Source organism: Pseudomonas sp. URIL14HWK12:I5 (assembly GCF_900176445.1).
Taxonomy (GTDB): domain Bacteria; phylum Pseudomonadota; class Gammaproteobacteria; order Pseudomonadales; family Pseudomonadaceae; genus Aquipseudomonas; species Aquipseudomonas monteilii.
The window spans coordinates 42,668-63,776 of sequence record NZ_FWXQ01000015.1; the positions used below are offsets into that span (position 1 = coordinate 42,668).

A 21,109-nucleotide genomic window follows, 5' to 3' on the forward strand; every position below is an offset into this window, starting at 1 on the left:
GGCGATCTCACGCAAAACCTTGCTCTCGCAGCCAGTGCCGCACCATCACTCGCTGTTCATCCAGAAGACCTGGCAACACTACCTCAAGTGCTTGCCCGCCATGTAGCCTCTGCACGATAGGCGCCAACTCCACCCCCTGCAAATGCCAAACCCCCAACGGCTGATCCGCCGTCACTACCACCTCAGCCTCATCCACCCACCCGTCACGCAATACAGGCCGCCGCTCGACCCGCACTGCGCTCCAATCTGCAGGCGCATGCAACGGCTGCGCATCCGGCCAACCTTGCCGCCGAGCCCAGAACGGCTGCCCTGCACGCCCCTGCTCCTGCCCATAGAAATCCCGCCCGATCCGGGCAAAGCGCAAGAACAGCTGCTCGACCCGCTGCTGGTGAAACTGCCGCGCCAATGCAGCCCGCTCGGGTTTGCGCAACAAGGTGTTGATCACGACCGGCGCCTGTAACGCCGAAGACAGTGACTGGAAAATCCCGTTCCCCGACAGCGGGTCAACGGCCATCGCCGCATCGCCGACCCGAATCCAGTCCTGCCCGACACATTCGCCGGCCAGAATTGCAGTGCTGCTGCGTGCATGCACCTGTGCCGGAACCCGCGCCCGGGCATCGAACAACTCGGCAACCAGCGCGCTGCAGGCTCGCCGCGCCACGCAGTAATCCCCCAAGGCAGCCTTGCCCGGCAGCCCGGCCGCGTCAAGGGTGACTTGCCAGTAACAGCGGCCATCCTCCAACCGCGCCATCCACGCCCAGCCATCCTCCAGGCTTTCCACCGCCGACGCAGGCGCCCCCGGGCTACCCTGCCACACATTGAGCAGGCTGACCGTTTCCGGTCCACGCAGCCGGTCCGGTGCCAGTGGTGCCTGACGGCCTCGGGCTTCGACGAGGAAGTCAGCCATCAGCACCTGCCCATCATCCAGGCGTACGTGATGACTGCCCTCGTGCACAACCTCGCGCACCCGCCCTTCGACCACACTCACGCCGGCACGCTGAAGGTCGTCGCGTAGCGCCCGGTCAAAACGCTGTCGATCCAGCAAGAACTCCTGGTTCATTTGCAGGTGCTGGCCATTCCAGTGCACCTGCCGGGTAGCCGGCATGGCCGCCCGGCTCAAGGCCCCGCCAAGGCCTGCATGGCGCAAGCCCTCCAGCACCCGCTGCGAAACCCCTTCAACTGCCGCGAAACGGCGCCACTCCGACACCACCGTCACTGAGTAGCCCAGCCGGCGCAGGCCGATGGCCGTGGCAGCACCCGCTGGGCCAGCACCCAGCACCACAATCCGCGGTTCAGGCATGGCCAACACCTCGTCGCTCGGGGCCGGTATACGCCGCATTGCTGCGCAGCCTGTCATAAACCTGCTGGCGATCCATGCCCGGTTCGTCACGCAACAACGCTGCAATCCTCCCGCTCAAGGCCGCGCAGCCCAGGCTCGCGCCCGCCCTGCCGCCCATGCCCACGTAACCGCCAAAGTCCGCCTGCCGGGTACCCAGCCACGACCACTCGCCCGGAGCGCAGCGGGCATCGCCGGTCACCCGAATCACCCCGCTGTAGCTGGCCGGATACACCGCCCCGCCTTGCGCCGGGCTGGATGCGCACAACAGCACACCCGCTGCCAACGCTTCGGCGCAAGCCTGGTGCAGCACAGGGCGGTCCTGCTGCAGGCCAAGGCTAAGGTTGACCAAGGTAGCCCCCGACTCCACCAGCCACAGCAGCGCGGCCGCCACCTGCAAGGCACTGGTACTGGCCTGGGCACTGAACACCTGGGCCACCAACAGCGGCACCGGCCCAGCCTCACGCTGCACACCGGCAAGCACCGCGCTGCCATGCCCCAACTGGTCGGGCAGCACCTCTCCTTCACGCAACTGGCCGTCTTCCAGCCAGAAACGGCGCGCAGCCAGCAAACCGTTGGCCTGCTCCGGGGAGCAGCCGCTGTCGATGATGCCAACACGCACGTCAGTGCCCATGTTTGATTGCCTCCTGCGCCAGCACTTGCAACTGGCCATCATGCAGTTGCAAGTGCAGGTCGGCATCGGCCAGTGTCGAAGCTCGGTGGCTGATCAGGATGCGCGTGCGGCCAGCGAAAAGCTGGTCGATGGCCGCGATCACTTCGCGCTCGGTGGCTTCGTCCACTGCTGACGTTGCTTCGTCCAGTACCAATATCGCCGGGGCCTGCAACACTGCGCGGGCGATGGCGATGCGTTGTTTCTGCCCGCCGGACAACTGCTGGCCACGTTCGCCCAGCAGGCCGTCCAAGCCCAGTGGCAGGCTTTCGACCAGGCTGTCCAGCCGCGCCAGGCGCACGACCCGTTCCAGCTCTGCACGGCTGGCTTCAGGTACGCCGTAGGCCAGGTTCTGCGCCAAGGTGCCACGGAACAGCACGATGTCCTGGCTGACCACCGCAATGCGCCGGCGCAGCGCGGCCAGGTCCAGGTCACGCAGGTCAGTCCCATCCAGCAGGATACGCCCGGCGTCCGGGTCGTAGAAGCGCTGCAACAGGTCGATCAGGGTCGACTTCCCCACCCCCGAGGCACCGCTGATGGCCACCTTCAGCCCGCCCGGCACACACACCTGCACGTTCTTCAATACCGCACCTTGGCGCCCTTCATGAGCAAAATTCAGGCCTTCAAGGCGCAGCTCACCGGGGCCATCGGGCATCGGTTTCGGGTTGCTCGCCGGGCGCACGGCCACAACCTCCTGCTTCAGTTCCATCACCCGCCCCAGGCTCACGGCCATGCGCTGGACCGCTACGTACAGGCCCAGCAGGCTCTGCACCGGCCCTACTGCCATGCCCATGTAGGTGGAAAAAGCGATCAGCGCGCCCAACTGCCAAGTACCCTGGATCACCCACCAGCCGCCGACCAGGAACGCACAAGCGCGGCACCAGGAGGTGAGCGTACCGGGGATGGCCTGGGTGAAGAACTCGGTCACCTGCACGTTCAGCAACTGGCGCATGTAGCCTTGCCCAAGCTGGTCCAGGCGCCCTGCCTCGCGGCCTTGCTGCCCGGACGCCTGAATGAACTTCATCGCCGGCAAGGTCTCGACCAGGAACGACGACACATCCGCCGAACGCTCACGCAGGTTGCGCACTTCGCGCTCCACCTTGCGCCGCATCCAGCGCAGCCACAGCACTTCGATCGGTACCAACAGCGCCAACAGCAACGACAGTTGCCACGACAGCATCAGCATCAGCGCCACCGCGCCCACCAGGCCGATTACCGCCGACACCGCCGAGAACAGTGAGTCCACGGCAAAGCGCTGGATCTCCGCCACGTCGCCGTCCAGCCGCGAAAGAATGTCGCCCATGCGCCGCCGCCCGTAGAACGTTGGCGACAATTGTTGCAGGTGGCGGTAAAGGTCATCGCGCAGGGCGAACAGAATGCGCCCCGACAGGCGCGTGTGCAGGTAGCGGTTGACCCCGGCCAGCACCGTGCCCAGCAGGCCTGCGCCGATCATGATCGCCGCCATGTGCCAGAGGGTCTGGTAATTCTTGGCCAGCAGCCCCTCGTCGATCAGCGTCTTGACCAGCCAGGGCTGCGCCAACGCCAGCAGCGAGGCGCCCAGCGACAGGCCCAGCAACAGGCCGATGGCGCGCCGGTGCGGGCGCACGAAACCATACAGCCAGGCCAATGCCTGGCGCATGAGTACAGGGTCGCTGGACTCCACCAGCCTTGCGAACAGGGGGCCCATGGTTCAGCCGCGCAACTGTTTGAGCTTGCGGTACAGCGTCGCCCGGCTGATCCCCAGCGCCTCGGCCGCAGCCGAAACGTTGCCTTGGTGGCGCGCCAGCGCGCTGCGGATCTGCTCCAGCTCGTTGTCCTTGAGGCTACCAGAGGGCGCGGTGCTGCTGGCCAGTTCGTCCAGCAGGCAATCGGTAAGGTGATCCAGGGTCAGTACCTGCTCGCCGTTCTCGCGCATGGCCAACGCCGTGCGCACCACCATCTCCAGCTGGCGGATGTTGCCCGGCCAGTCGAAGCCTTCCAGCAAGGCAGCCAATGCCGGGTCCAGCGTAACGCCACGGGCATCGGACTTGTCCAGCAACCCCTGAATGATCGCGGCCAGGTCATCCCGCTCGCGCAGGGCCGGTAAGCGCAGCGACACGCCGTTAACCCGGTAGTACAGGTCTTCGCGGAAGTGTTGCTCTTGTACCAGGCGCTTGAGATCACGGTGAGTGGCGCAGATCAGCGCCACATCGATGTCCTGTTCGTCGCCCGCCCCCAACGGCGCCACCCGGCGCTCCTGCAATACCCGTAACAGGCGCGCTTGCAAGGCCAGCGGCATGTCGCCGATTTCGTCCAGGAACAGCGTCCCGCCATGGGCCTGCATCAACCGCCCGACCATGCCGCCACGGCGGGAACCGGTGAAGGCGCCCTCGCGGTAGCCGAACAGTTCTGACTCGATCAAGCCTTCGGGGATGGCTGCGCAGTTGACGGCCACAAACGGTTTGTCGGCGCGCGGGCTGGCCTGGTGCAAGGCCCGGGCGACCACTTCCTTGCCGGTACCGGTCTCGCCCAGCAGCAGCACTGGCAGGCCATTGCCCAGCCCCTGTCGGGCCATGCGCAGGTTGCGCGCCAGGCGCGGGTCGCCACCCGCCAATGCGTCGAGTGCGGGCGACTGCTTGCCCAGCGTCGGTTTGCTTGCAGGCGCGCTGCCATTGACCCGGCCATGCCGTGGCAGCTGCAAGGCGCGGAAGTAGAACTCGCCCTTGGCCGTCTGCACACTGCTCACCCCGCCCTGCCACAGGCGTGCAATAAACGCAGGTGAACGCTCGCCCAGCAGGTCTGCGCTGCGCCGGCCGATCAGTTCATGGCGTGGCACCTGCAACAGCTGGCAGGCACTGTCGTTGGCTGCCAGTACTTCACCGTCCAGGCTCAGTGCCAGCAGGCCGTGCCAGGCGCTGTTGAGGTATTGCGGGCGACTGTGGAAGGCCAGCACCAGTTGCTCGGGGTGGCACAGACCGAACATGCGGCTTTCGATGTTGCCGGCGGCCAGCATCAGCGTTGTCAGGCTGTCCTGTGGCTGCGCCATTACCCCTTCGCGGGTGATGTCGAGCACACCGATCACCTCGCCACGCGGGTCGCGCAGGGGCACCGATGTGCAGGAGAACGGGCTCAGGCGGTCGAGGTAGTGCTCGCCGCAGTTGATCAGCGTTGGCCGGCCTTCAACCACGGCCGTGCCGATGGCATTGGTGCCACGCAGCGATTCGCTCCAGCAACTGCCCGGGTGCAGATCACGCAGGCCCTCGCGGCCGAGCACGTGGGTCTGGCCTTCGATGGCCAGCACATTGGCCTTGGCATCGCCAAGGATGACGATGCCAGACTTGCCCTGGCGTGCGACCAGGTAGTCCAGTTCGGGGGTAACAGCGTCGACCAGCAACCGGTTGCGCTCCAGCAGCATGCGCAGGTCATGGCCCTGCTCCAGGCCCAGGCCGACTTGCTCGCCTTGCAGGCAATCCAGGCCATGGCCCAGGCTGCGGCGCCAGGACGCGTCAATCTCGTCGCGCAGCATACCCAGCGGCAGCTCGCCCTCGCTGGCCAGCTTCAGGCGTGCCTGTCGGGATTCGTGCAGCGGGTCTTGGGCGTTTGTTATGAGTTGTCGCGCCATTTTCTACTCCGGCTGTACCCCGCGAAGGTGGCGGGGAACGGGCTTGGGAATTTTCCGCAGTGTGCGGGAGAAATCCCTGGCCGTCATCAGGCTGCGGTAGAAGGTGGCATATGGTGACGTTTACGTAAAGGGATGAAGCCGCGTGGGCTATTACGTTGCCTGCACCGGCCTCTTCGCGGGTAAACCCGCTCAGTAGGAGCGGGTTTACCCGCGAAGAGGCCTCCAAACCCGATCACGGCTGCTGATTCTGGCTCAGGTACTTGTCCACCGTCGCCTTACCCTCCCCCACATCCCCCGCCACCTGCCACAACCGCCGCTCGATCCCCTGTGCCAGCAAATGCCCCACCGCCGCCTCGATCGCCGACAGCACGCACAGCTGCGCCGGTTCGTTGGTGGTGTACCCCACCTCGGCCTCCAGCAGCTTCTTGAACTCGATGAACTTGAACACCCCGGCACTGCGGCCAACCGAGTAGATGGTCTTGCTGGTCATCACATTGGCCAGCACCTGCCCGGTGCGCACGTCCACCGCACGCAGGTTGACGGTTACCTGGTCCACCCGGTATTCGCGTGAGATGTCTATCCCCAGGTAGCGGGCGCCCTCGCCGCCGCTGCGCACGTTGGTGTCGTAGGCGATGATGCCGCCCTCCAGCATCAGGTTGGCGGCCTGCAGCGGTGGCAGCTCGCCCATGATGTTTTCCGGTACATCCGGTTTTTTCTGCGAAGCACGGATGATCTTGCGCTCGGTCAGCAGGTTCTGCAGCCCTTCACGCTCCAGCACCACGAACCAGCCGCTGGCGCTCAGGGCGTCCATCAGCATGCTGGCTGCGCCCTGGGTGACACTGGTGGAGAACGAGCTGGCCGGGGTGGGCTTGTACTGGCCGGTCTGGTCGCGGAAGCCGTACACCACGGCCATCAGCCGGCCTTTGGGCCGTGGCATGTTGATCAGGTCGTAGTAGGTCGAGGCGCGCGGCGTCAGGGTCGGGGTTTCCGAGTCCTGTTCAGCCGACATCGGTTCGCGCAGGCTGCAACCACTTTGCAGGCCCAGGGCGGTGAGGATCAGCAGCGTGCTCAGCAGACGTTTCATGGTGTTCTCTCCCCAACATAAAAGCCCTTCCCTCTCAGGGGTTCAGGCCGCTGACCTCAATGATCGAAATTTCTCCTGTGGCGCGATCGGTGACCTTGATACTCAAGGCCCCGGAATCGTCGATGACGTCGATGAGAAACGCATCGGTCGCCATGCTGCCGGTGCTGCCATTGCTGATGTTGTCCAGCAACTGCGACAACATCCGCGACTCCAGCTGGTTGCTGAAACGCTCCAGGGCCGTGGTGCCGGTAAAGGCCGAGGCACGGTCCTTGAGGTCGGGGTCGTCGTAGTCGTTCTGCGCCTGGGCGTTGTTCAGCAGCCAGGTGCCGTTGAGCGGGTTACCGCCAAAGGCCGGGTTGACTGGGGTGTACACCAGCTCGGTGGCCTGGGCAGCACAGGCGCTGGCCAGCAGGCAGGCGGCGATGCAGCGGGGTATGCGGTGGTTCATAGCTCGTCCCTCTCCAAGTCGGTGGTGTCCTGTAGCAGGCGTTGCAGCTTGCGTTGAATGATCTGCTGCTTGACCAGGTCGGCGGCTGCAACGGCCTCGTCTTTGAGCTCGGTGGTGTTCGGGGGCAGGAAGCGGCGGTACATGACCTCACGTTCGAACTCCACGGTGACCAGGCTGCCCCAGCGCGCATCCGGGCGTTCGCGTACCACCAGGTTGAAGTCCAGGCGGCTGGTGGCCCGCAGGCGGTCGGCGAAGTAGTAGTAAAAGTCGTGGCCGATGTGCGAGATGGTGTTGTCGACGATGAAGCCCTGCATCTCGTCCTCGCTCGAGGCCTTGGCCGAAGTGGCCAACACCAGCAGCATGCTCAGGCAGAGTGCGGCCAGGGTATTCATGGCGTGTCTCCCGGGCCGCTGTGGGTTTGCACACCATCGGCGCCTTCGCTGAAGGCCTGCTCGGCGACGAACTGCCAGTCGCTGTAGTGTTCCAGCCCTTCGAAACCGGTCCACTCGGCGCTGAAGCCACTGCGCTTGAACGGGGTGGCGTCCGAGCGGCTGTGCACTCCCGTGATGCGGCCGTCGATCGAGCGCAGCAGGCCCCACTCGTCGCTGTTGGTAATGGGGTCGGGGTACAGCCTGCGAATGTGCCGCTTGGCCTGCGGAAAGCGGTTGTCCTGCAGCAAGTCGACCAGGTCTTGCGGGTACTGGGCCAGGCCCGGCGAGGCGCGGTAGTAGCTGCGCAGGGCCTGGGCGTACTGGCTGCCCACCCACAGCAGTTGGCGTTCACGGTCGCGCTGGGCGGCGCTGGCCCAGAGCGTGCCGGTGGCGGCCAAGGCCACGCTGCTGACTGCAATCAGCAAGAGCACGCCCAGGTAGGTAAAGCCGCCGTTGGCCTTACCATTCAGCGAAGAGGCTGCCATCGCGCGCCCTCCCTGTGGCACCGCTCTTGATATCGCCCACGCCGCCAGCCACGCCTTCAGGCGGTGGCACCAGCTGCCAGGCGTCGCTGCGCTCGGTGATCGGGTCGACCGGGGTGTTGCGCAGGTAGCGCTGTTCTACCAACTGCTCCAGCGAATCCGGGTAATGGCCGGTGTCGCCGTAGTAGTGGTCCAGCGCCTCGCGCAGCACCGCCAGGCTCTGGCGCAGGGTGGCCTCGCGGGAGCTTTCCAGGCTGTTGAAGTAGCGCGGCATGGCGATGGTCAGCAGCGTGGCGATGATTGCCATCACCACCAGCAGCTCGATCAGGGTGAAGCCTTTGCTGCGTTTCATGGCTGTCACCATTGCCCGTAAGGGATGTTGTTGAGGCCTTTGCCGCGGGCCTTGGAGTACACATCGAACACATCTTCGCCTTCGCGGGGGTTGTCGGGGCTGCTGTCGTATGCGCGCAGCCCCCAAGCGCCTTCGTCCCTGTCCTTGGCCGCCACCAGCGGGTCGTGCGGGATGCGCCGCAGGAAGTAGAACTTCGCGCCCTTGGCACTGCGCACGTCACGCACGCCGTCAACCAGCACCTGCAGGTTTGGCGGGTAACCACTGGCGTCCAGGCGCTTCTCGATGTAGCCCGCGTCAAAAGCCCGCTTGTACGCGTCGATGGCATCGCGAATCTGGTACAGCGCTTCACGCAGTTGCTGCTCCTTGCCGCGGCGCACCACGGTTTCGGTCAGCGGCGCGGCCATGCTGGCCAGCAGCCCGAGCAGTGCCAGGGTCAGCACCACCTCGATCAGGCTGAAACCCTGCATGCGGCGCTGCGCTTTCATGGGCGTGGGCTCCCGTTGGCCGGGACGACCGCCATCTGGCTGTCCACCACTGGCGCGTCGGTGGTCGGCGCATTGCCGGGTACGTCCATGGGTGGCAGCGGTGCCATCTGGCGTACCTGCATGGCCGACTCGGTACCGGTGGAAAATTCCATGTCCGACGGGCTCTGGTAGGGCAGGTTGCGCACGATGCGGGGGGTAATGGCCAGCACCAGCTCGCTTTTGCTCATGTCGTCCTTGTTGCTGCCGAACAGCCGGCCCAGGCCCGGGATATCGCCGAGCCCCGGGATCTTGTTGCCGCTGGCGTTGTGGTCGTTGCGCACCAGGCCGGCCAGTACCTGGGTCTCGCCATCGTGCAGGCGCAGGCTGGTCTGGGCGTTACGGGTGTCGACCTGGACCGGGATGGTGCCTTGGCGGGTGGCCTCCAGCGGGGTAGCGTTGCTCACTTCCAGCGCCACCTTGATCGCCACCTCGTTGTTCAGGTGCACGGTGGGCTGTACTTCGAGCTTCAGGCCGACGTCCAGGTAGGTGACGCTTTCGGTGATCACCGGGCCCTGAGTGGACGGTACCGAGGTGGCGCTGATGATCGGTACGCGCTGGCCAATGTGGATACGTGCCTGCTCGCGGTTGCTGACGCGGATCACCGGGCTGGCCAGGGTGTTGATGTCCTTGTCCTGGGCGTTGATCTTGGCCTGCGGCGCCGGCGAAATGCTGATGCGGCTGGAATCGATGCCACGCAACTGGTCGAGCACGCTCACCGGCTTGCCATCGTTGCTCAACACGCCGAAGGTATTGGGCCATTGCAGGCCGAGGTCGAGGATGCGCGAGGTGGCCACTTCCATCACCTCCACTTCCAGCACCACCTCGGGGTTGGACTGGTCCTGCGACTGCAGCAGCTTCTCGGCCATGCGCACGGCGTCCGGGGTGTCGCGCATGGTCAGGGTGTTGAGGCGCTCGTCAACGAACACGTCGCGGGTCTTGAGCATGGTCTTGACCATGTTCAGCGCGGTGTTGGCATCGATACTGGTCAGGTAGAAGGTGCGCATGACCAGTTCCTGGTAGTCCTTGGTCTTTTGCGGCGAGTCGGGGTACACCATCACGGTGTTGTCGTTGACGATCTTCTGGCGCAGCTGGTTCTGCTCCAGCAGCAGCGCCACGGCATCCTCGATGCGCACCTCACGCACGAAGATGGTGGCCTTCATGTCCGGGCGCATGTCCTTGTCGAAGATGAAGTTGATGCCAGCGACCTGGGACAGCACTTCGAAGATGGTCTTCAGGTTGGCATCGCGAAATTCCAGGGTGACCGGCCGCTCCAGCTTGCTGCGCAGCTGCGGGTACGGCTGTGCGGTGCGCGCCTGGACGTTCTCGATGTCGCTGCGCAGGGTAATGCCCTTCTGGTTTTGCGGGTCCAGGCGCAGCACTTCACGCATGTAGCGCTCGGCGCCAAACAGGTCGCCCTGGCGCAACGCCGCCTGGCCCAAGGCCACGCGCTCGTCGAGGGTGCGGATCAGCTCCAGCTGGCGGATGCCTTCCTGGGCGCGGCGGTTGTTCGGTTCCAGGGTCAGCACCCGACCGTAGCCCATGCGGGCATTGGCAAAGTCATGGCGGATACGGTCGGCATCGGCCTGGGTGATCAGCGCCTCGACTGCGGCCTGCCGGCTATGGGCCAAGGCGATGTTCAGCTCGGTGTCGCGCGGGTCATCGCGCAAGGCCTCTTCCAGGCGGGCGATGCCGGCTTCGTACTGGCCCTCCTTCATCAACTGGTCGCTGTCCTTGCGTACCGCACTGGAACCGCAACCGGCTATGGCCACGCACAACGCCAAAAGCAGGAACGGAGCAGGCTTGCACAGCTTTGACGACTTCATGGTGCGCTCCCTACAGACAAAGTCTGCGACTGATGCAAAGGCAGGTAGACCAGGCTCAGCTCTTCGGCCGATACCCGATCGAGGCGGTAGGTGTCTTCGATCACGTCGCCCTGGCGCACGACGTAGAGTTTTTCGCCGCTCTGCAAAAAGATTTGCAGGTCGTCGTTGGTCCCCATGCGGCCGATGAACTGGAACGGCAGCTCAGGGGCGGTCGGGGCTGCCGCCACGACCGGCGCGGCGACCACAGGTTGTTCGGTGACGGTGGCCACGGCCTGGGGTTTGGTCCACTGCTGCTTGGGGAACAGGTCTCTGGAGGCCTGTTCCGGCCCTTTCGCGGCTAAAGCCGCGCCCACAGGTTCGGCGGTGCCCACAGTCCCTGTGGGAGCGGGTTTACCCGAGAAGGCCGCGACGCCGTCGTCCTGGCCAAACCAGTGTCCCGGTGCCCAGGCCAACGCCGCGCTCACCCCGAGGAAGCCGGCCCAGATGACTGCACGTAGTGTGTTCATCACGACCTCGACAGATAAAGGGTCATGCGCAGGCGGGCATTCAGCTCGCTATCGCCGATACGTTTGCGTTGCAGCTCGAGGTCTTCCAGCACCAGGGTCGGCAGTTGCTTGAGCAGGCCCTTGAGAAAACCACGAATCTGCGGGTAGCTACCACGCACCGGCAGCACGATCTGGTAGCGCGCCAGCTGGGTCTTGGGGTCGATGCCCAAGGCATACTCGCCACGGGCCAGGCTGATGTGCTCGGCACTGGCCAGGTGGTAGAGGCGCTCGATCAGCTCGCTGGCCTGGGGCTGGCCCGGCAGCTGCTGGCGCAGGCTGTCGAGCGCCTGCTGCTCGGGCTTGACGGCGATTTTCAGCTCGCCACGCTTGACCCGCTCCACCTGTACGCTGGCATCCGCCTCGGTTGCACGCAGCTCGCGCACGTTCTGCCACTGCGGCAGCACCCCGGCGCACCCCACGCCCAAGGCCAGCAGGCCTACCGCCACCGCCGCCAAGCCGACCGGGCCAACGCGACGCAGACGCTCCTGGAGGATCAGGCTGTTCAGCTCAAGGGCGCGCATGGCCGGTCTCCCAGGTGGCGGTGAGGGTGAAGCGCACCGGGTGCTCAGGCTGCGCGGCCAACACCTCGTGGTTGAGCAGCGACACATCGCTGAGCTCGTCGCTGGCTTCCAGGCGCTGGTGGTACTGCAGCATCGCCTCAAGGTTGCGTGCCTCGGCGGCAATGCGGACCTGGCCCTTGCGCGCGTCCGGGGTCAGGCCCAGTAGTGCGACATCGTCCTGCGGCATGGCTTCGAGCATGGCGAACAACTGCTGCCACGGGCGTTGCAATTGCTGCGACACACTGCGCATCTGCGCCAGGCGCTCGGCCTGCTCACGGCTGGCAGCCGTGCTTTGCGCAGCGGCAGTGGCCGGGCGGCGCCCCAGTTGCAGCTCCAGGCTGTGCACGCTGTCTTCCAGCTCGACCTGCTCGTTCTGCAAGGTGTACTGAAGCAGTACCAGGCCTGCGACCAGGGCACTGCCCAAGGCCAGCAGCGACCAGGCCAACGGGCCGCTGCGCCGGGGTTGGAATTCCAGTTCGAGGCGGCGCATGTCAGGCCACCGCCCGCCACATGGCGCACAACGGGTCGGCTTCGCTGGCCGGCTGGCACAGCTGCACCGCCGCCAGTTGCGGCACGTCGCCCCGGCCTGGGGCATGCAGGTACACCCGGGGCAGGTGCTCGCCATACAGCTCGCAGGTGCGCTCGATCAGCGCTTGCAGGGCTTGGTCACTGTCAGCGCAACCTTGCGCCAGCACTTGCTGCCAGGCGCCACCCGCAGCCAGCAGCAGCACGCTGCGGCGCGGCTCGGCCAGCACGAACAGGAAGTCACCCTGCGCCAGTTGTGACGAGCAGCGGTTGTAGGCGGCCATCAGGTACGGTTGCACCGAGCGCAGGCTCAGGCGACTTTCCCGGCCCAGCCCCTGCAACCGTTGCAGCAGGGCATCAGGCAGCGCCGTGGCGATGCGGGCGGCACCGGCAGGCTCGGGCGACAACACGATGCGCCAGTCGTCCAGCGGCTGCCCGTAGAGGTTTTCGAAGCAGGCCCGGGCATAGGCGTCCAGCTCGCGTGGATGGCCGATGGCGTCACTCCAGGGCACCAAGCAGAAGCGGCTGTAGCGGGCCGACAGCAGCACCCGCAGTTGAGCGCCACGTACAGCATGCTCGGCCAGCAGCGCGGCCAATGCGTCGACGGCAGCTTCCCAGGCCGGTTGGGCGCCGTCGCAGCTGAACTCGCGGCTGCCCAGCCACTGGTGTTGGTGTTTGTGCCAGCAACCCAAGCCGACACCCTCGGCGCCGAGCACGGCGCAGAAACGATCAGATGAATGTGACACGGTTGATCTCCTCGAGGGTGGTGCGGCCATCGCGGACCAGGTCCAGGGCCGAAGCGCGCAGCAGGCGCAGGCCGCGCTGGCAGGCGAGTGTCTTGATTTGCGACAGGGGGCGGCGCTCGACGATCATCTGGCGCAGGTCGTCGTCCAGGTGCAGCAGTTCGGCGATGGCGCTGCGGCCGCGGTAGCCACTGCCACGGCACTGGCCACAGCCCTGCACGCGGACGAACTTCCAGCCGGCCACGCCTTCGCGGTTCAGGCCCGAGCCATACAGGGTATCGTCATCGTGTTCGCAGGGCGTGGCGCAGTGCGGGCAGGCCAGGCGGATCAGGCGCTGGGCCAGCACGGCGTTCAGCGCGGAAACGAAGCTGTAGGGGTCGACCTGCATCTGGCTGAAGCGGCCAATCACATCGAACACGTTGTTGGCGTGGATGGTGGTGAAAACCAGGTGGCCGGTGAGTGCCGACTGCACAGCGATCTGGGCAGTGTCCGGGTCGCGGATTTCACCCACCAGTATCTTGTCCGGGTCGTGGCGCAGGATCGAGCGCAGGCCACGGGCGAAGGTCAGGCCCTTCTTTTCGTTCACCGGAATCTGCAACACGCCGGGCAACTGGTACTCGACCGGGTCTTCGATGGTGATGATCTTGTCCACACCGTGGTTGATCTCGCTGATCATGGCGTACAGGGTGGTGGTCTTGCCGCTGCCGGTGGGGCCGGTGACCAGGATCATGCCGTAGGGTTCGGCGGCCAGCCGGCGCAGGGCGCGCAGGGTCTCGTCGGCAAAGCCCAGGGCCTGCAACTGCACGCCGCTGACCCGGTCGGACAAGTCCTGCTTGTCGAGCACCCGCAGCACGGCGTCTTCGCCAAAGATGCTGGGCATGATCGATACGCGGAAGTCGATTTGCCGGTCACCCACGGCGACCTTGAAGCGGCCGTCCTGGGGGACGCGCTTTTCACCGATGTCCAGTTCGGCCATGACCTTGATGCGCGAGATCACCTGGTCGGCAAACGCGCTGCCACTGGCCTTGCCAGCGCCGTTGAGCACACCGTCGATGCGGTACTTGATGGTCAGGCCCTGGCCGGTCATGCTCAGGTGGATGTCGCTGGCGTGCAGCTTCAGGGCGTCGTACAGGGTGGAGTTGACCAGCTTGACCACGCGGCTCTGGTCTTCGCTGATGCTGGCCAGCGACAGGCGTTGCAGCGGGTCGCCTTCGCTGCTGGCCTCGGCGTCATGGTCGAGGGCATCGACGGCGTGGAAGCTTTCTTCGTGGCGGGCCAGGAAGGTGGCCAGTTCGGCGGCGTGGGCCAGGTAGAGTGGCGCGCCTTGCAGCACATCGTCGATCCAGGCCAGGCGGGCGGGGTCGAAGGGGTCGGCGAACACGCCCAGCAGTTGGCCGCCCTGCTCGATCAGCACGAATTCGCGTTTCAGGCACTGGGCCAGGGCCACCTTGTCGAAGCGCGGGGTGCTGGCCAGCAGGCTGTGACTGTCCAGCACCGGGTAGTGCAGGGTCAGGCCGAGGCGCTGGGTGAAGGTGGCCGGGGTGTCGCAGGCCATGCGTTCCAGGCAGTTGAGCAGGCGCTCGTCGCTGGCTTGCAGGCGGGCCTGGGCCAGCAGGTCGCGGGGGTAGGCTGAGACTGTTGCATCATGTGCTTGCGGCATGGCCTGCGACTCCGCTCAGGGGCGCGTCGCAGGCTGGCTCGGCCAGGGGTGCGGGCGCCGCTATTCCCCTGCGAGCAGTTGTTCGTCGTCGGGCCCTGGGGGCTTGGCGCCATTACGGCGGCGGTCGGCCAACACCCAGCTTCCATCGTACAACTGCAGGGGGAACGATTCGTTCCTGTTCTGGCGTCGTTCGACGAACCCTTCAGCCGGGTTGTCCGTGGCCCTGCGCCGGCGCTCGATGCCCATCAGGTCGAAGATCGCACGCGCCAGCTCCACCAATGGGAACGGCTTGAACAGGACATGGCTCACACCGAGTTCGGCGGCCCGCTCACGCACTTCGACAGTGGGGTGGGCGGTGATCAGCACGAAGTGGCACTGCCTGTTCTTGCGTACGGCCTCCAGAACCTGAAAACCCTCCATATCGGGCAAGCGGTAATCCAGCACGATCACTTGCGGTGCCAGGCTTGCAGCCTGTTGGATACCACTGGCACCGTCGTGGGCAACATGAGCTTCCAGGCCTTGCGCCTGCAGGTACGCTTGCAGGTTTTGCGCAAGGGTCTGTTCGTCATCGACTACCAATACTCTGTTCACCAAGGTCGACTCCCAAGTACTGCCCGGTTACCCGGTCTGCGAAGTGCGCCCTTGTACAGGCTTGAGCAGGCTTCGTGCCAGGCGTGAATAGTCATGTTGCACCGCTGTAAGTGTCTGATTTGCCAAGGGTGCCGGCCAACACCCGAAACGCGCCGGGCAGGCACACCCACCCGGTTCCCCACATGCGGGGGAACTGATAGCACATTGCCAAACCTTAATTCCCCAGCATTGGGGGAAACGCCATCAGGGGCCTCAGTCTGCAACCTCCACGTTGGCGGCGTCGCGCAAACGTTGGCGCACGGACCGACGCGCATCGGTCTCTCGCTTGCCGATAAGCGCCGCCCTGGCCAAGACCAGGCCCTGTTCACGTATGACCGAAGGGTTATCACTTTGGTTCTGCGCTCCTTGCAGTGTTTCCCGGTTGGCAGCATAGAAAGCCTCCACTTCGACCTGGCTCGGCGCGTCGACTGCACTGAGCTGGGCATACACCTGCTGGGCCGCCATGTCTTGCCGGGTGTACTCAGTGTACTGTGCCCTATCGAAACCCGCCTCCGCCAGACGCCGCTCGAAAATTGCCGGGCTGCCGAACGCCGCTTCGACCTCGCCCACATGCGCCGACACCTGCGCGTCACTGATGGCGATGCCTTGGCGCCGGGCTTCCTGCCATAGCAGCTCTTTGTCGATCAGCTCGTCCAGCGCTTGATCGCGCAGGCGCTTGTACAGGCCCGGGTTGCGAATGCTGGTCAACGCACGGCCCTGGGCGGTCAGGTATTCGCTGAAGTAACGCTCCAGGCGCGTCACGCCGATTTCCACGCCATTGACCCGCGCCGCAGGCACATCGGCCCAGCTCGCCTTGGCCAGCACCAACAGCAGGCACAGCAACACGATACGCATGGCAGCCTCCGCTCAAGGGGTATCCGGCACCGGCCGGTACGGGGTAACCGAGGTGAAACGCGGCCCAGGTAGCGCCACTGCTACCACATGGGCGCCCGCCATGCCCTGGCGGCGGCCTGGGCCAAAGCCCAAGGCGGGGGTCAGGCCGGTGGCCACATCGTGCAGGCCTTCCAGCACGGCAATCAGTTGCTCGCGGCTGGCGTCACGGCCTATCTGCTTCAGCGCCTCGCTCAGCAACCGTAGCGCGCACAGGGTGTTGACCTGCAACGATGCCTGGCGTGGGTCGAGGCCCTGGCGCTGCTGCAGGCCGGCCAAGGTCGCCAACCCCTGCTCGGTCCAGTCTTCCGGCACATAGGGATAGGCCAGGAACACCCGTTGCGACCACTGCTCGGGCAAGCGCGCCATCGCACCGGCCACCTGGCTGGAGGCGGCGAACAGGTAGGGCTGACGGCCTGCCGCCTGCAACGCGGCGGCCAATTCGGCAAAGGCCTGGGCACGGCCAAGGAAGACGATGCCCCGCCCGTCCACGGCCTGGCCGTCGAAGGCTTGGATGGCAGGCGTCCAGCCTTGCTGCTGCAGGCGCTCGCGAACCTGTTCAGCCAATACGGCCTGCTCGTTGCCGGCATACACCACACGCAGGTCACCCGGGGCCAGGCCCAGCGCAGCACGGGCATGGGCGGCCAGGCTAAGCAATTGCACGGGCAGGCCGGGCAGCGGGTCGAAGATCTGTGGGCTGCCGCCGCTGCGTGGGGTGCTGCCGATCAGGGGCACATTCTGTGGCGCCAGCAAGGTTGCCAGGCGTTGGTCGAGCATGGGTGCCAGGGGCGAGATCAACGCGAACACGCGCGCCTGCTGCAGCAACTGCTGCAAGGCTTGCTCGGCGCTGGCGGGGTCTAAGCCCGGATCAAGCACGACCAGCTCCAGGCGGCGCCCGTGTATGCCGCCTTGCTGGTTGAGTTGAGCCATGCCGTCTTCCAGCACCGCACGCACCACCTGCCCGGCTTCGGCCAAGGGGCCGCTCGCGGGCAGCAAGGTGCCCAAGCGCAACACGCCCTCCTCTACACCGGGGTCGCGTTCCTCGGCCAGGCGCTTGAGGTAGGCGGTGAGGTTGCGCTGGTCGGCCAGGGTCAGCTCGAAGCGTGGCATGGCCGGGTCCAGGCGGTTGCCGGCCGGGTCCACGCCATGCTGAATGGCCCGGGCCAGGCTGCTGTCGGTATAAGCCGGGTAGCTGCGGCCGTTGGCCTCGCGCGTGCCTTGGCCGAGTGCCAGGCGTTGCCAGTCGAGGCTGGGCGGGCGCACCCCACCTTCCGCGCGACCACGGCCGTCGTTGCCGTGGCAACTGGCACAGGGCAACACGCTGGCGGGCACCGTCATGTCGCTGGCTCCAACCCGGGCTTGCAGTTGGGCGTCACTGCTGGAGACGCCCTCGCGGAAGAGGCGTTTGCCAGCAAGCTGGTGGTCGGTCAGGTCCAGCGCAAAGGCCGAAGTACCGCATGCCAAACCAATAAGCAAAACCGCCCAGGTCTTCATCATGCTCACCGGCCTGCCAGTGGCTGGGTCAGCAGCTGCATGCGCTGGGCAATGGCCATGGCTGGCGCATCCGGGCGAATCTTGCTCCAGCGTTTGCCCGCTACATCACCGGCAATCAACTGCGTCGAATGCTGCTCGGGGCTGGGCAGGAACTGGCCGATACGCCCGAGCACCAGGTCGACATTGGCCTTGTCACCAGTCAGGAACAACCAGTTCGGCCCATCCACCCCCTGTTTCTCGGCAAACGCCTTGAGCGCCTGCGGGGTATCGTTCAGCGGGTCGCTGCTGATCGAGACGAAGGTCACCTGGCTGGCCAGCTGCGGCCCCATGGCTTCGCGCACTTCACGCAGTTTGCGGGTGATCAGCGGGCAGGCGTCGGTACAGTGGGTGAAGATCACGTTGAGCATCACTACCTTGTCCTTGAGCACATCGCTGTAAAAGCGCAGTTGGCGGCCGTTCTGGTCCTTCAGCACGGTGTCGGTGAACCAGGCCTGGGCATCGCGGGTGCCGCCGCCGCTGGTCATCGCCTGGGGCGCCGGCTGTGGCGCTGGCGCCCCAGGCGCATGGCCCTCGTGGGCGAACGCCACCGAGGCGAGGATCCACAGGCAGCCGCACAGTGCCAGCCAGTCGAACGCGCGCATGCCAGCGCGGCGGGAAGTGACAGTGCTCATGGTTGCACCTCGTGATGGTCGGCGATGGCCGTGCTCTTGGCATGCACCCGGCGGGCGCTGAGGCGGTTGATTTCTTCGATCAGTACCGCCGGGTCGGTGAAGCCGTAATAACGCGTCCAGTGCCCGCTACGCCCGTCACCGACCAGAATCAGCGGCGGATGCTGGCTGAGGTCGGCGCTGAAGCTGCCCAGGCCCTTGAGGGTTTCGGTGATGGCGTACGGGGTGCCGGTCAGCCAGCTCCAGCCTGGCCCCTTCTGGAAGGCCTTGGCGTAATCTTGCAGGCGCTTGGCGTCGTCACGCTGCGGGTCCACGCTGATCGACACCATGTGGATTTCCTCGCCTATCCGGCCACCCAGTTGTTGCTGGACCTTGCCCATGATCGACGACACCACCGGGCACACCGTGGTGCAGCTGGTGTAGATGAAGCCCATGACCACCAGGTGGTCGCCTACCAGGTCTTTCTCCAGCCGTACCGGCATGCCGTCCTGGTTCAGCAGCGAAACGTCGGCAAAGCGCACGCTGGTCTTTTCCTGGCTCGCCGCCGGAGGCTGCTCGGCATGGCCTTTGTGATCGTGTCCGGCGTGGGCCAGGGCCAGGTTGCTGGCCAGTGCCAGGCTCAGGGCCAACAGTGTGAAAGCATGCTGGGTGTTCATCGCACATTCCTCACATCAGTCTGGGAAGCGTTGGTCGCTGCAGCCGGCAGGACGCGCAGGCTGGTGTAGTTTTCTTCGGCAAACTTGCGCCCCAGCGAGGGCGACTGCACATGCAGGTACCAAGCGCCAGCCTCGGGCAGGGCCAGGGCCGCCTGGTACACGCCCTCGCCCACCTCCTGCAGTTGCAGGTTGCGTGGCATCGACGACGGTGCCAGGAAGTAGCGCAAGCTCAAGTCGTTCAGGCCCAGGCGTGGCTGGCCGTCGTCACCGACGATGCGCACGCGCGCGTTGATGGCGCTGTGCTGCGACATCGGCTGGTCCAGGCCAATGAACTCGGCGTGCGCGCCCTTGCGCTTGCGGGTATTGGGGGCTTCGGCCACATCGGTACTGAAGCAGTGGATGATTTGCGGCTGGTTGAGCAGGAAGGCCACGTCGAACTTGCCGGCGGCGGGCAACTTCACCGTCGAGCCGTACACCCCAGGCGCCACCTCACGCAGGCTGCGGTCGACGACGAGGGCGGCGCGGGCCTGGTGGCCACGGTTGTTGTAACCGGACATCGGCGCGTTCATGCCTTCGGCGTAGAAGTAGGTGGTGTTGTCCACCGGGTTGACCACGAACACCGAATTGTCGTCACGCGATACCGACAACCCCTGGGCCAGCGGCAGGTCACCGGCCTGGCGCGGCGCCGCCGGGCCGGCCTCGAAGCTCTGGACAATGGGCGAGCGCCCCTCACCGAGGCTGGACAGGTTGATCATGGTCACCTTCGGCGAAGCCAGGCCACGGACGTAGGCATAGCCCTTGGTGAAGGTGAGCTGGTACGGTTCGGCCGCCACCGGGATGTGGTGGATCAGCTTGTCGGTACTGGCGTCGATCACCAGCGCCTGGTTTTCCAGGGTGTTGAGCACGATGCCGTAACGGCCATCGCTGCTGAAGCGCATGGGGCCCAGGCCCTGCTCGGCCTTGACCGTATGGCGCAACTGGTGGCTACGGGCATCGAACACCCGCACACTGCCCTCCTCGCCATCGACCACGTACACCGCCTGGGACAGCGCCGAATAGCTGACCGACAGCGGGTGCGGGCCCACCTTGATGGTTGTGGCCAGGCGCATTTCCGGGATATCGATCACGCTCAGGGTGCCACTGTCACGGTTGCTGACGTAGGCAAAGCGCGAGTCGGCGCTGAAGGCGATTTCATGGTGCCCGGTGCCGGTGTTGAAGCTTTTCAGGGTGGTGCGCCCCGGTACGTCGATCACCGTAACCCCACCCTTGGCCGGGTCACGGCTGTTGTTGCCCACCCACAGCCGGTGCTGATCGGGTTGCAGGGCCACACGCAACGGCTGGTCCCCAGCGTCCAGATCGGCCACGCGGGTAAAGGTCTCGGTATCGATCACCGCCACCTTGCCGCGCTCGGGGATCGACACGAATACCTGCTTATCGTCGCTGGTGGCCGCCCAGTCCATGGGGCGCCCGGGCAGGTCGATGCGCGCCATGGTGCTGGTCACGCCGCCCACCGAGACGGTGGGGTCGATCACCGTCAGGCTGGCGTCGTTGTTCAGCATCAACAGGAAGTAGCTGTTCAGGTCGAGCAGCGGTCGGGCACCGATGCTGCTCTTGAGAAACAGCGCAACCCGCGCCTTGCAGCTCTGGTCACGGTCGCCCACCGGGGCCGACTGCGCCGGGTCGATCCACGCCCCCGGCGCCATGCCCGATAGCGGTTGGCCACTGGCCTGGTCGCTGAGTTTGAAGCGGATGTTGGCGAAGCCGCCTTCCTTCAGCTCGCCCCCGGCCAGCGACCGGGCCTCGAACTCAACGGTTACGCCATCACGAATGAGCCGGTGCGGCGCCTGCGGTTCGGCAGTTTCCTGCAACAGCTCGCGGGGATCGCACCAGAGCTTTTCATACGCCACGCCCAGGCCGATCAGCACCACGCCCAGCACTACCCCCAAGTAAGCAGGGCGAGTCTTCTTGTTCATGCTCGCGCTCCCC

The 21,109-nt window shown here is 65.7% G+C and carries 22 protein-coding genes; all 22 read right to left on the reverse strand.

All coding sequences use genetic code 11. The features are described 5' to 3' along the window. Positions 1-7 precede the first annotated feature (7 nt). A complete protein-coding gene (locus B9A31_RS26205) occupies positions 8-1,300 on the reverse strand; it encodes a flavin-dependent monooxygenase QhpG (RefSeq protein WP_025754862.1) in 1,293 nt (430 codons plus the stop codon). Beyond that, positions 1,293-1,970 (reverse strand): subtilisin-like serine protease QhpE, encoded by a 678-nt coding sequence (locus B9A31_RS26210; protein WP_084297536.1) that lies wholly within the window; start codon positions 1,968-1,970, stop codon positions 1,293-1,295. Before B9A31_RS26210 ends, B9A31_RS26205 begins: the two co-directional genes overlap by 8 nt. After that, a complete protein-coding gene (locus tag B9A31_RS26215; protein WP_019097060.1) occupies positions 1,960-3,693 on the reverse strand; it encodes an ABC transporter ATP-binding protein in 1,734 nt (577 codons plus the stop codon). Before B9A31_RS26215 ends, B9A31_RS26210 begins: the two co-directional genes overlap by 11 nt. A gap of 3 nt (positions 3,694-3,696) precedes the next feature. Beyond that, entirely contained in the window at positions 3,697-5,607 is a 1,911-nt protein-coding gene (locus B9A31_RS26220) for a sigma-54-dependent Fis family transcriptional regulator (RefSeq protein WP_084297537.1), read from the reverse strand. 232 nt (positions 5,608-5,839) lie between these two features. Continuing rightward, positions 5,840-6,691 carry a CsgG/HfaB family protein gene (locus B9A31_RS26225; RefSeq protein ID WP_025754865.1) on the reverse strand — a complete coding sequence of 284 codons (852 nt, stop codon included), beginning with the start codon at positions 6,689-6,691 and terminating at the stop codon, positions 5,840-5,842. 34 nt (positions 6,692-6,725) lie between these two features. Continuing rightward, the gene (locus tag B9A31_RS26230; protein ID WP_016487339.1) at positions 6,726-7,139 is read right to left on the reverse strand and encodes a curli assembly protein CsgF; all 414 of its coding nucleotides are present in this window, start codon (positions 7,137-7,139) and stop codon (positions 6,726-6,728) included. After that, positions 7,136-7,531 (reverse strand): curli production assembly/transport protein CsgE, encoded by a 396-nt coding sequence (gene csgE, locus B9A31_RS26235; protein WP_019097062.1) that lies wholly within the window; start codon positions 7,529-7,531, stop codon positions 7,136-7,138. Before csgE ends, B9A31_RS26230 begins: the two co-directional genes overlap by 4 nt. Further along, positions 7,528-8,055 (reverse strand): type II secretion system protein, encoded by a 528-nt coding sequence (locus B9A31_RS26240; protein WP_019097063.1) that lies wholly within the window; start codon positions 8,053-8,055, stop codon positions 7,528-7,530. Before B9A31_RS26240 ends, csgE begins: the two co-directional genes overlap by 4 nt. Next, positions 8,030-8,404, reverse strand: a complete 375-nt coding sequence (locus B9A31_RS26245; protein ID WP_019097064.1) for a type II secretion system protein — start codon at positions 8,402-8,404, stop codon at positions 8,030-8,032. Before B9A31_RS26245 ends, B9A31_RS26240 begins: the two co-directional genes overlap by 26 nt. A 5-nt stretch (positions 8,405-8,409) precedes the next feature. Next, complete coding sequence (locus B9A31_RS26250) at positions 8,410-8,889, reverse strand: type II secretion system protein (protein ID WP_016713966.1); 480 nt, start codon at positions 8,887-8,889, stop codon at positions 8,410-8,412. Next, positions 8,886-10,751 carry a secretin N-terminal domain-containing protein gene (locus tag B9A31_RS26255; RefSeq protein WP_084297538.1) on the reverse strand — a complete coding sequence of 622 codons (1,866 nt, stop codon included), beginning with the start codon at positions 10,749-10,751 and terminating at the stop codon, positions 8,886-8,888. Before B9A31_RS26255 ends, B9A31_RS26250 begins: the two co-directional genes overlap by 4 nt. Then, positions 10,748-11,257, reverse strand: a complete 510-nt coding sequence (locus B9A31_RS26260) for a hypothetical protein (protein WP_084297539.1) — start codon at positions 11,255-11,257, stop codon at positions 10,748-10,750. Before B9A31_RS26260 ends, B9A31_RS26255 begins: the two co-directional genes overlap by 4 nt. After that, positions 11,257-11,817, reverse strand: coding sequence for a type 4a pilus biogenesis protein PilO (gene pilO, locus B9A31_RS26265; protein ID WP_019097067.1), 561 nt, complete (start codon positions 11,815-11,817; stop codon positions 11,257-11,259). Before pilO ends, B9A31_RS26260 begins: the two co-directional genes overlap by 1 nt. Beyond that, positions 11,804-12,346 (reverse strand): pilus protein, encoded by a 543-nt coding sequence (locus B9A31_RS26270; RefSeq protein WP_019097068.1) that lies wholly within the window; start codon positions 12,344-12,346, stop codon positions 11,804-11,806. Before B9A31_RS26270 ends, pilO begins: the two co-directional genes overlap by 14 nt. A gap of 1 nt (position 12,347) precedes the next feature. Further along, positions 12,348-13,127, reverse strand: coding sequence for a hypothetical protein (locus B9A31_RS26275; protein WP_019097069.1), 780 nt, complete (start codon positions 13,125-13,127; stop codon positions 12,348-12,350). Continuing rightward, on the reverse strand, positions 13,111-14,784 hold the full coding sequence (locus B9A31_RS26280) for a GspE/PulE family protein (RefSeq protein ID WP_027609880.1): 1,674 nt from the start codon (positions 14,782-14,784) through the stop codon (positions 13,111-13,113). Before B9A31_RS26280 ends, B9A31_RS26275 begins: the two co-directional genes overlap by 17 nt. Before the next feature lie 60 nt (positions 14,785-14,844). After that, the gene (locus B9A31_RS26285) at positions 14,845-15,378 is read right to left on the reverse strand and encodes a response regulator (protein ID WP_016713959.1); all 534 of its coding nucleotides are present in this window, start codon (positions 15,376-15,378) and stop codon (positions 14,845-14,847) included. A 249-nt stretch (positions 15,379-15,627) separates the two neighbouring features. Beyond that, positions 15,628-16,269, reverse strand: coding sequence for a SurA N-terminal domain-containing protein (locus tag B9A31_RS26290; RefSeq protein WP_084297540.1), 642 nt, complete (start codon positions 16,267-16,269; stop codon positions 15,628-15,630). A gap of 12 nt (positions 16,270-16,281) precedes the next feature. After that, positions 16,282-17,802, reverse strand: coding sequence for a cytochrome c/ABC transporter substrate-binding protein (locus tag B9A31_RS26295; protein WP_256576311.1), 1,521 nt, complete (start codon positions 17,800-17,802; stop codon positions 16,282-16,284). 2 nt (positions 17,803-17,804) lie between these two features. Continuing rightward, entirely contained in the window at positions 17,805-18,470 is a 666-nt protein-coding gene (locus B9A31_RS26300; RefSeq protein WP_084297541.1) for an SCO family protein, read from the reverse strand. Continuing rightward, complete coding sequence (locus B9A31_RS26305; protein WP_084297542.1) at positions 18,467-19,123, reverse strand: SCO family protein; 657 nt, start codon at positions 19,121-19,123, stop codon at positions 18,467-18,469. Before B9A31_RS26305 ends, B9A31_RS26300 begins: the two co-directional genes overlap by 4 nt. Further along, positions 19,120-21,096, reverse strand: a complete 1,977-nt coding sequence (locus B9A31_RS26310; protein ID WP_019098790.1) for a cytochrome D1 domain-containing protein — start codon at positions 21,094-21,096, stop codon at positions 19,120-19,122. The genes B9A31_RS26305 and B9A31_RS26310 overlap by 4 nt, the downstream gene beginning before the upstream one ends. Between the last annotated feature and the right edge of the window lie 13 nt (positions 21,097-21,109).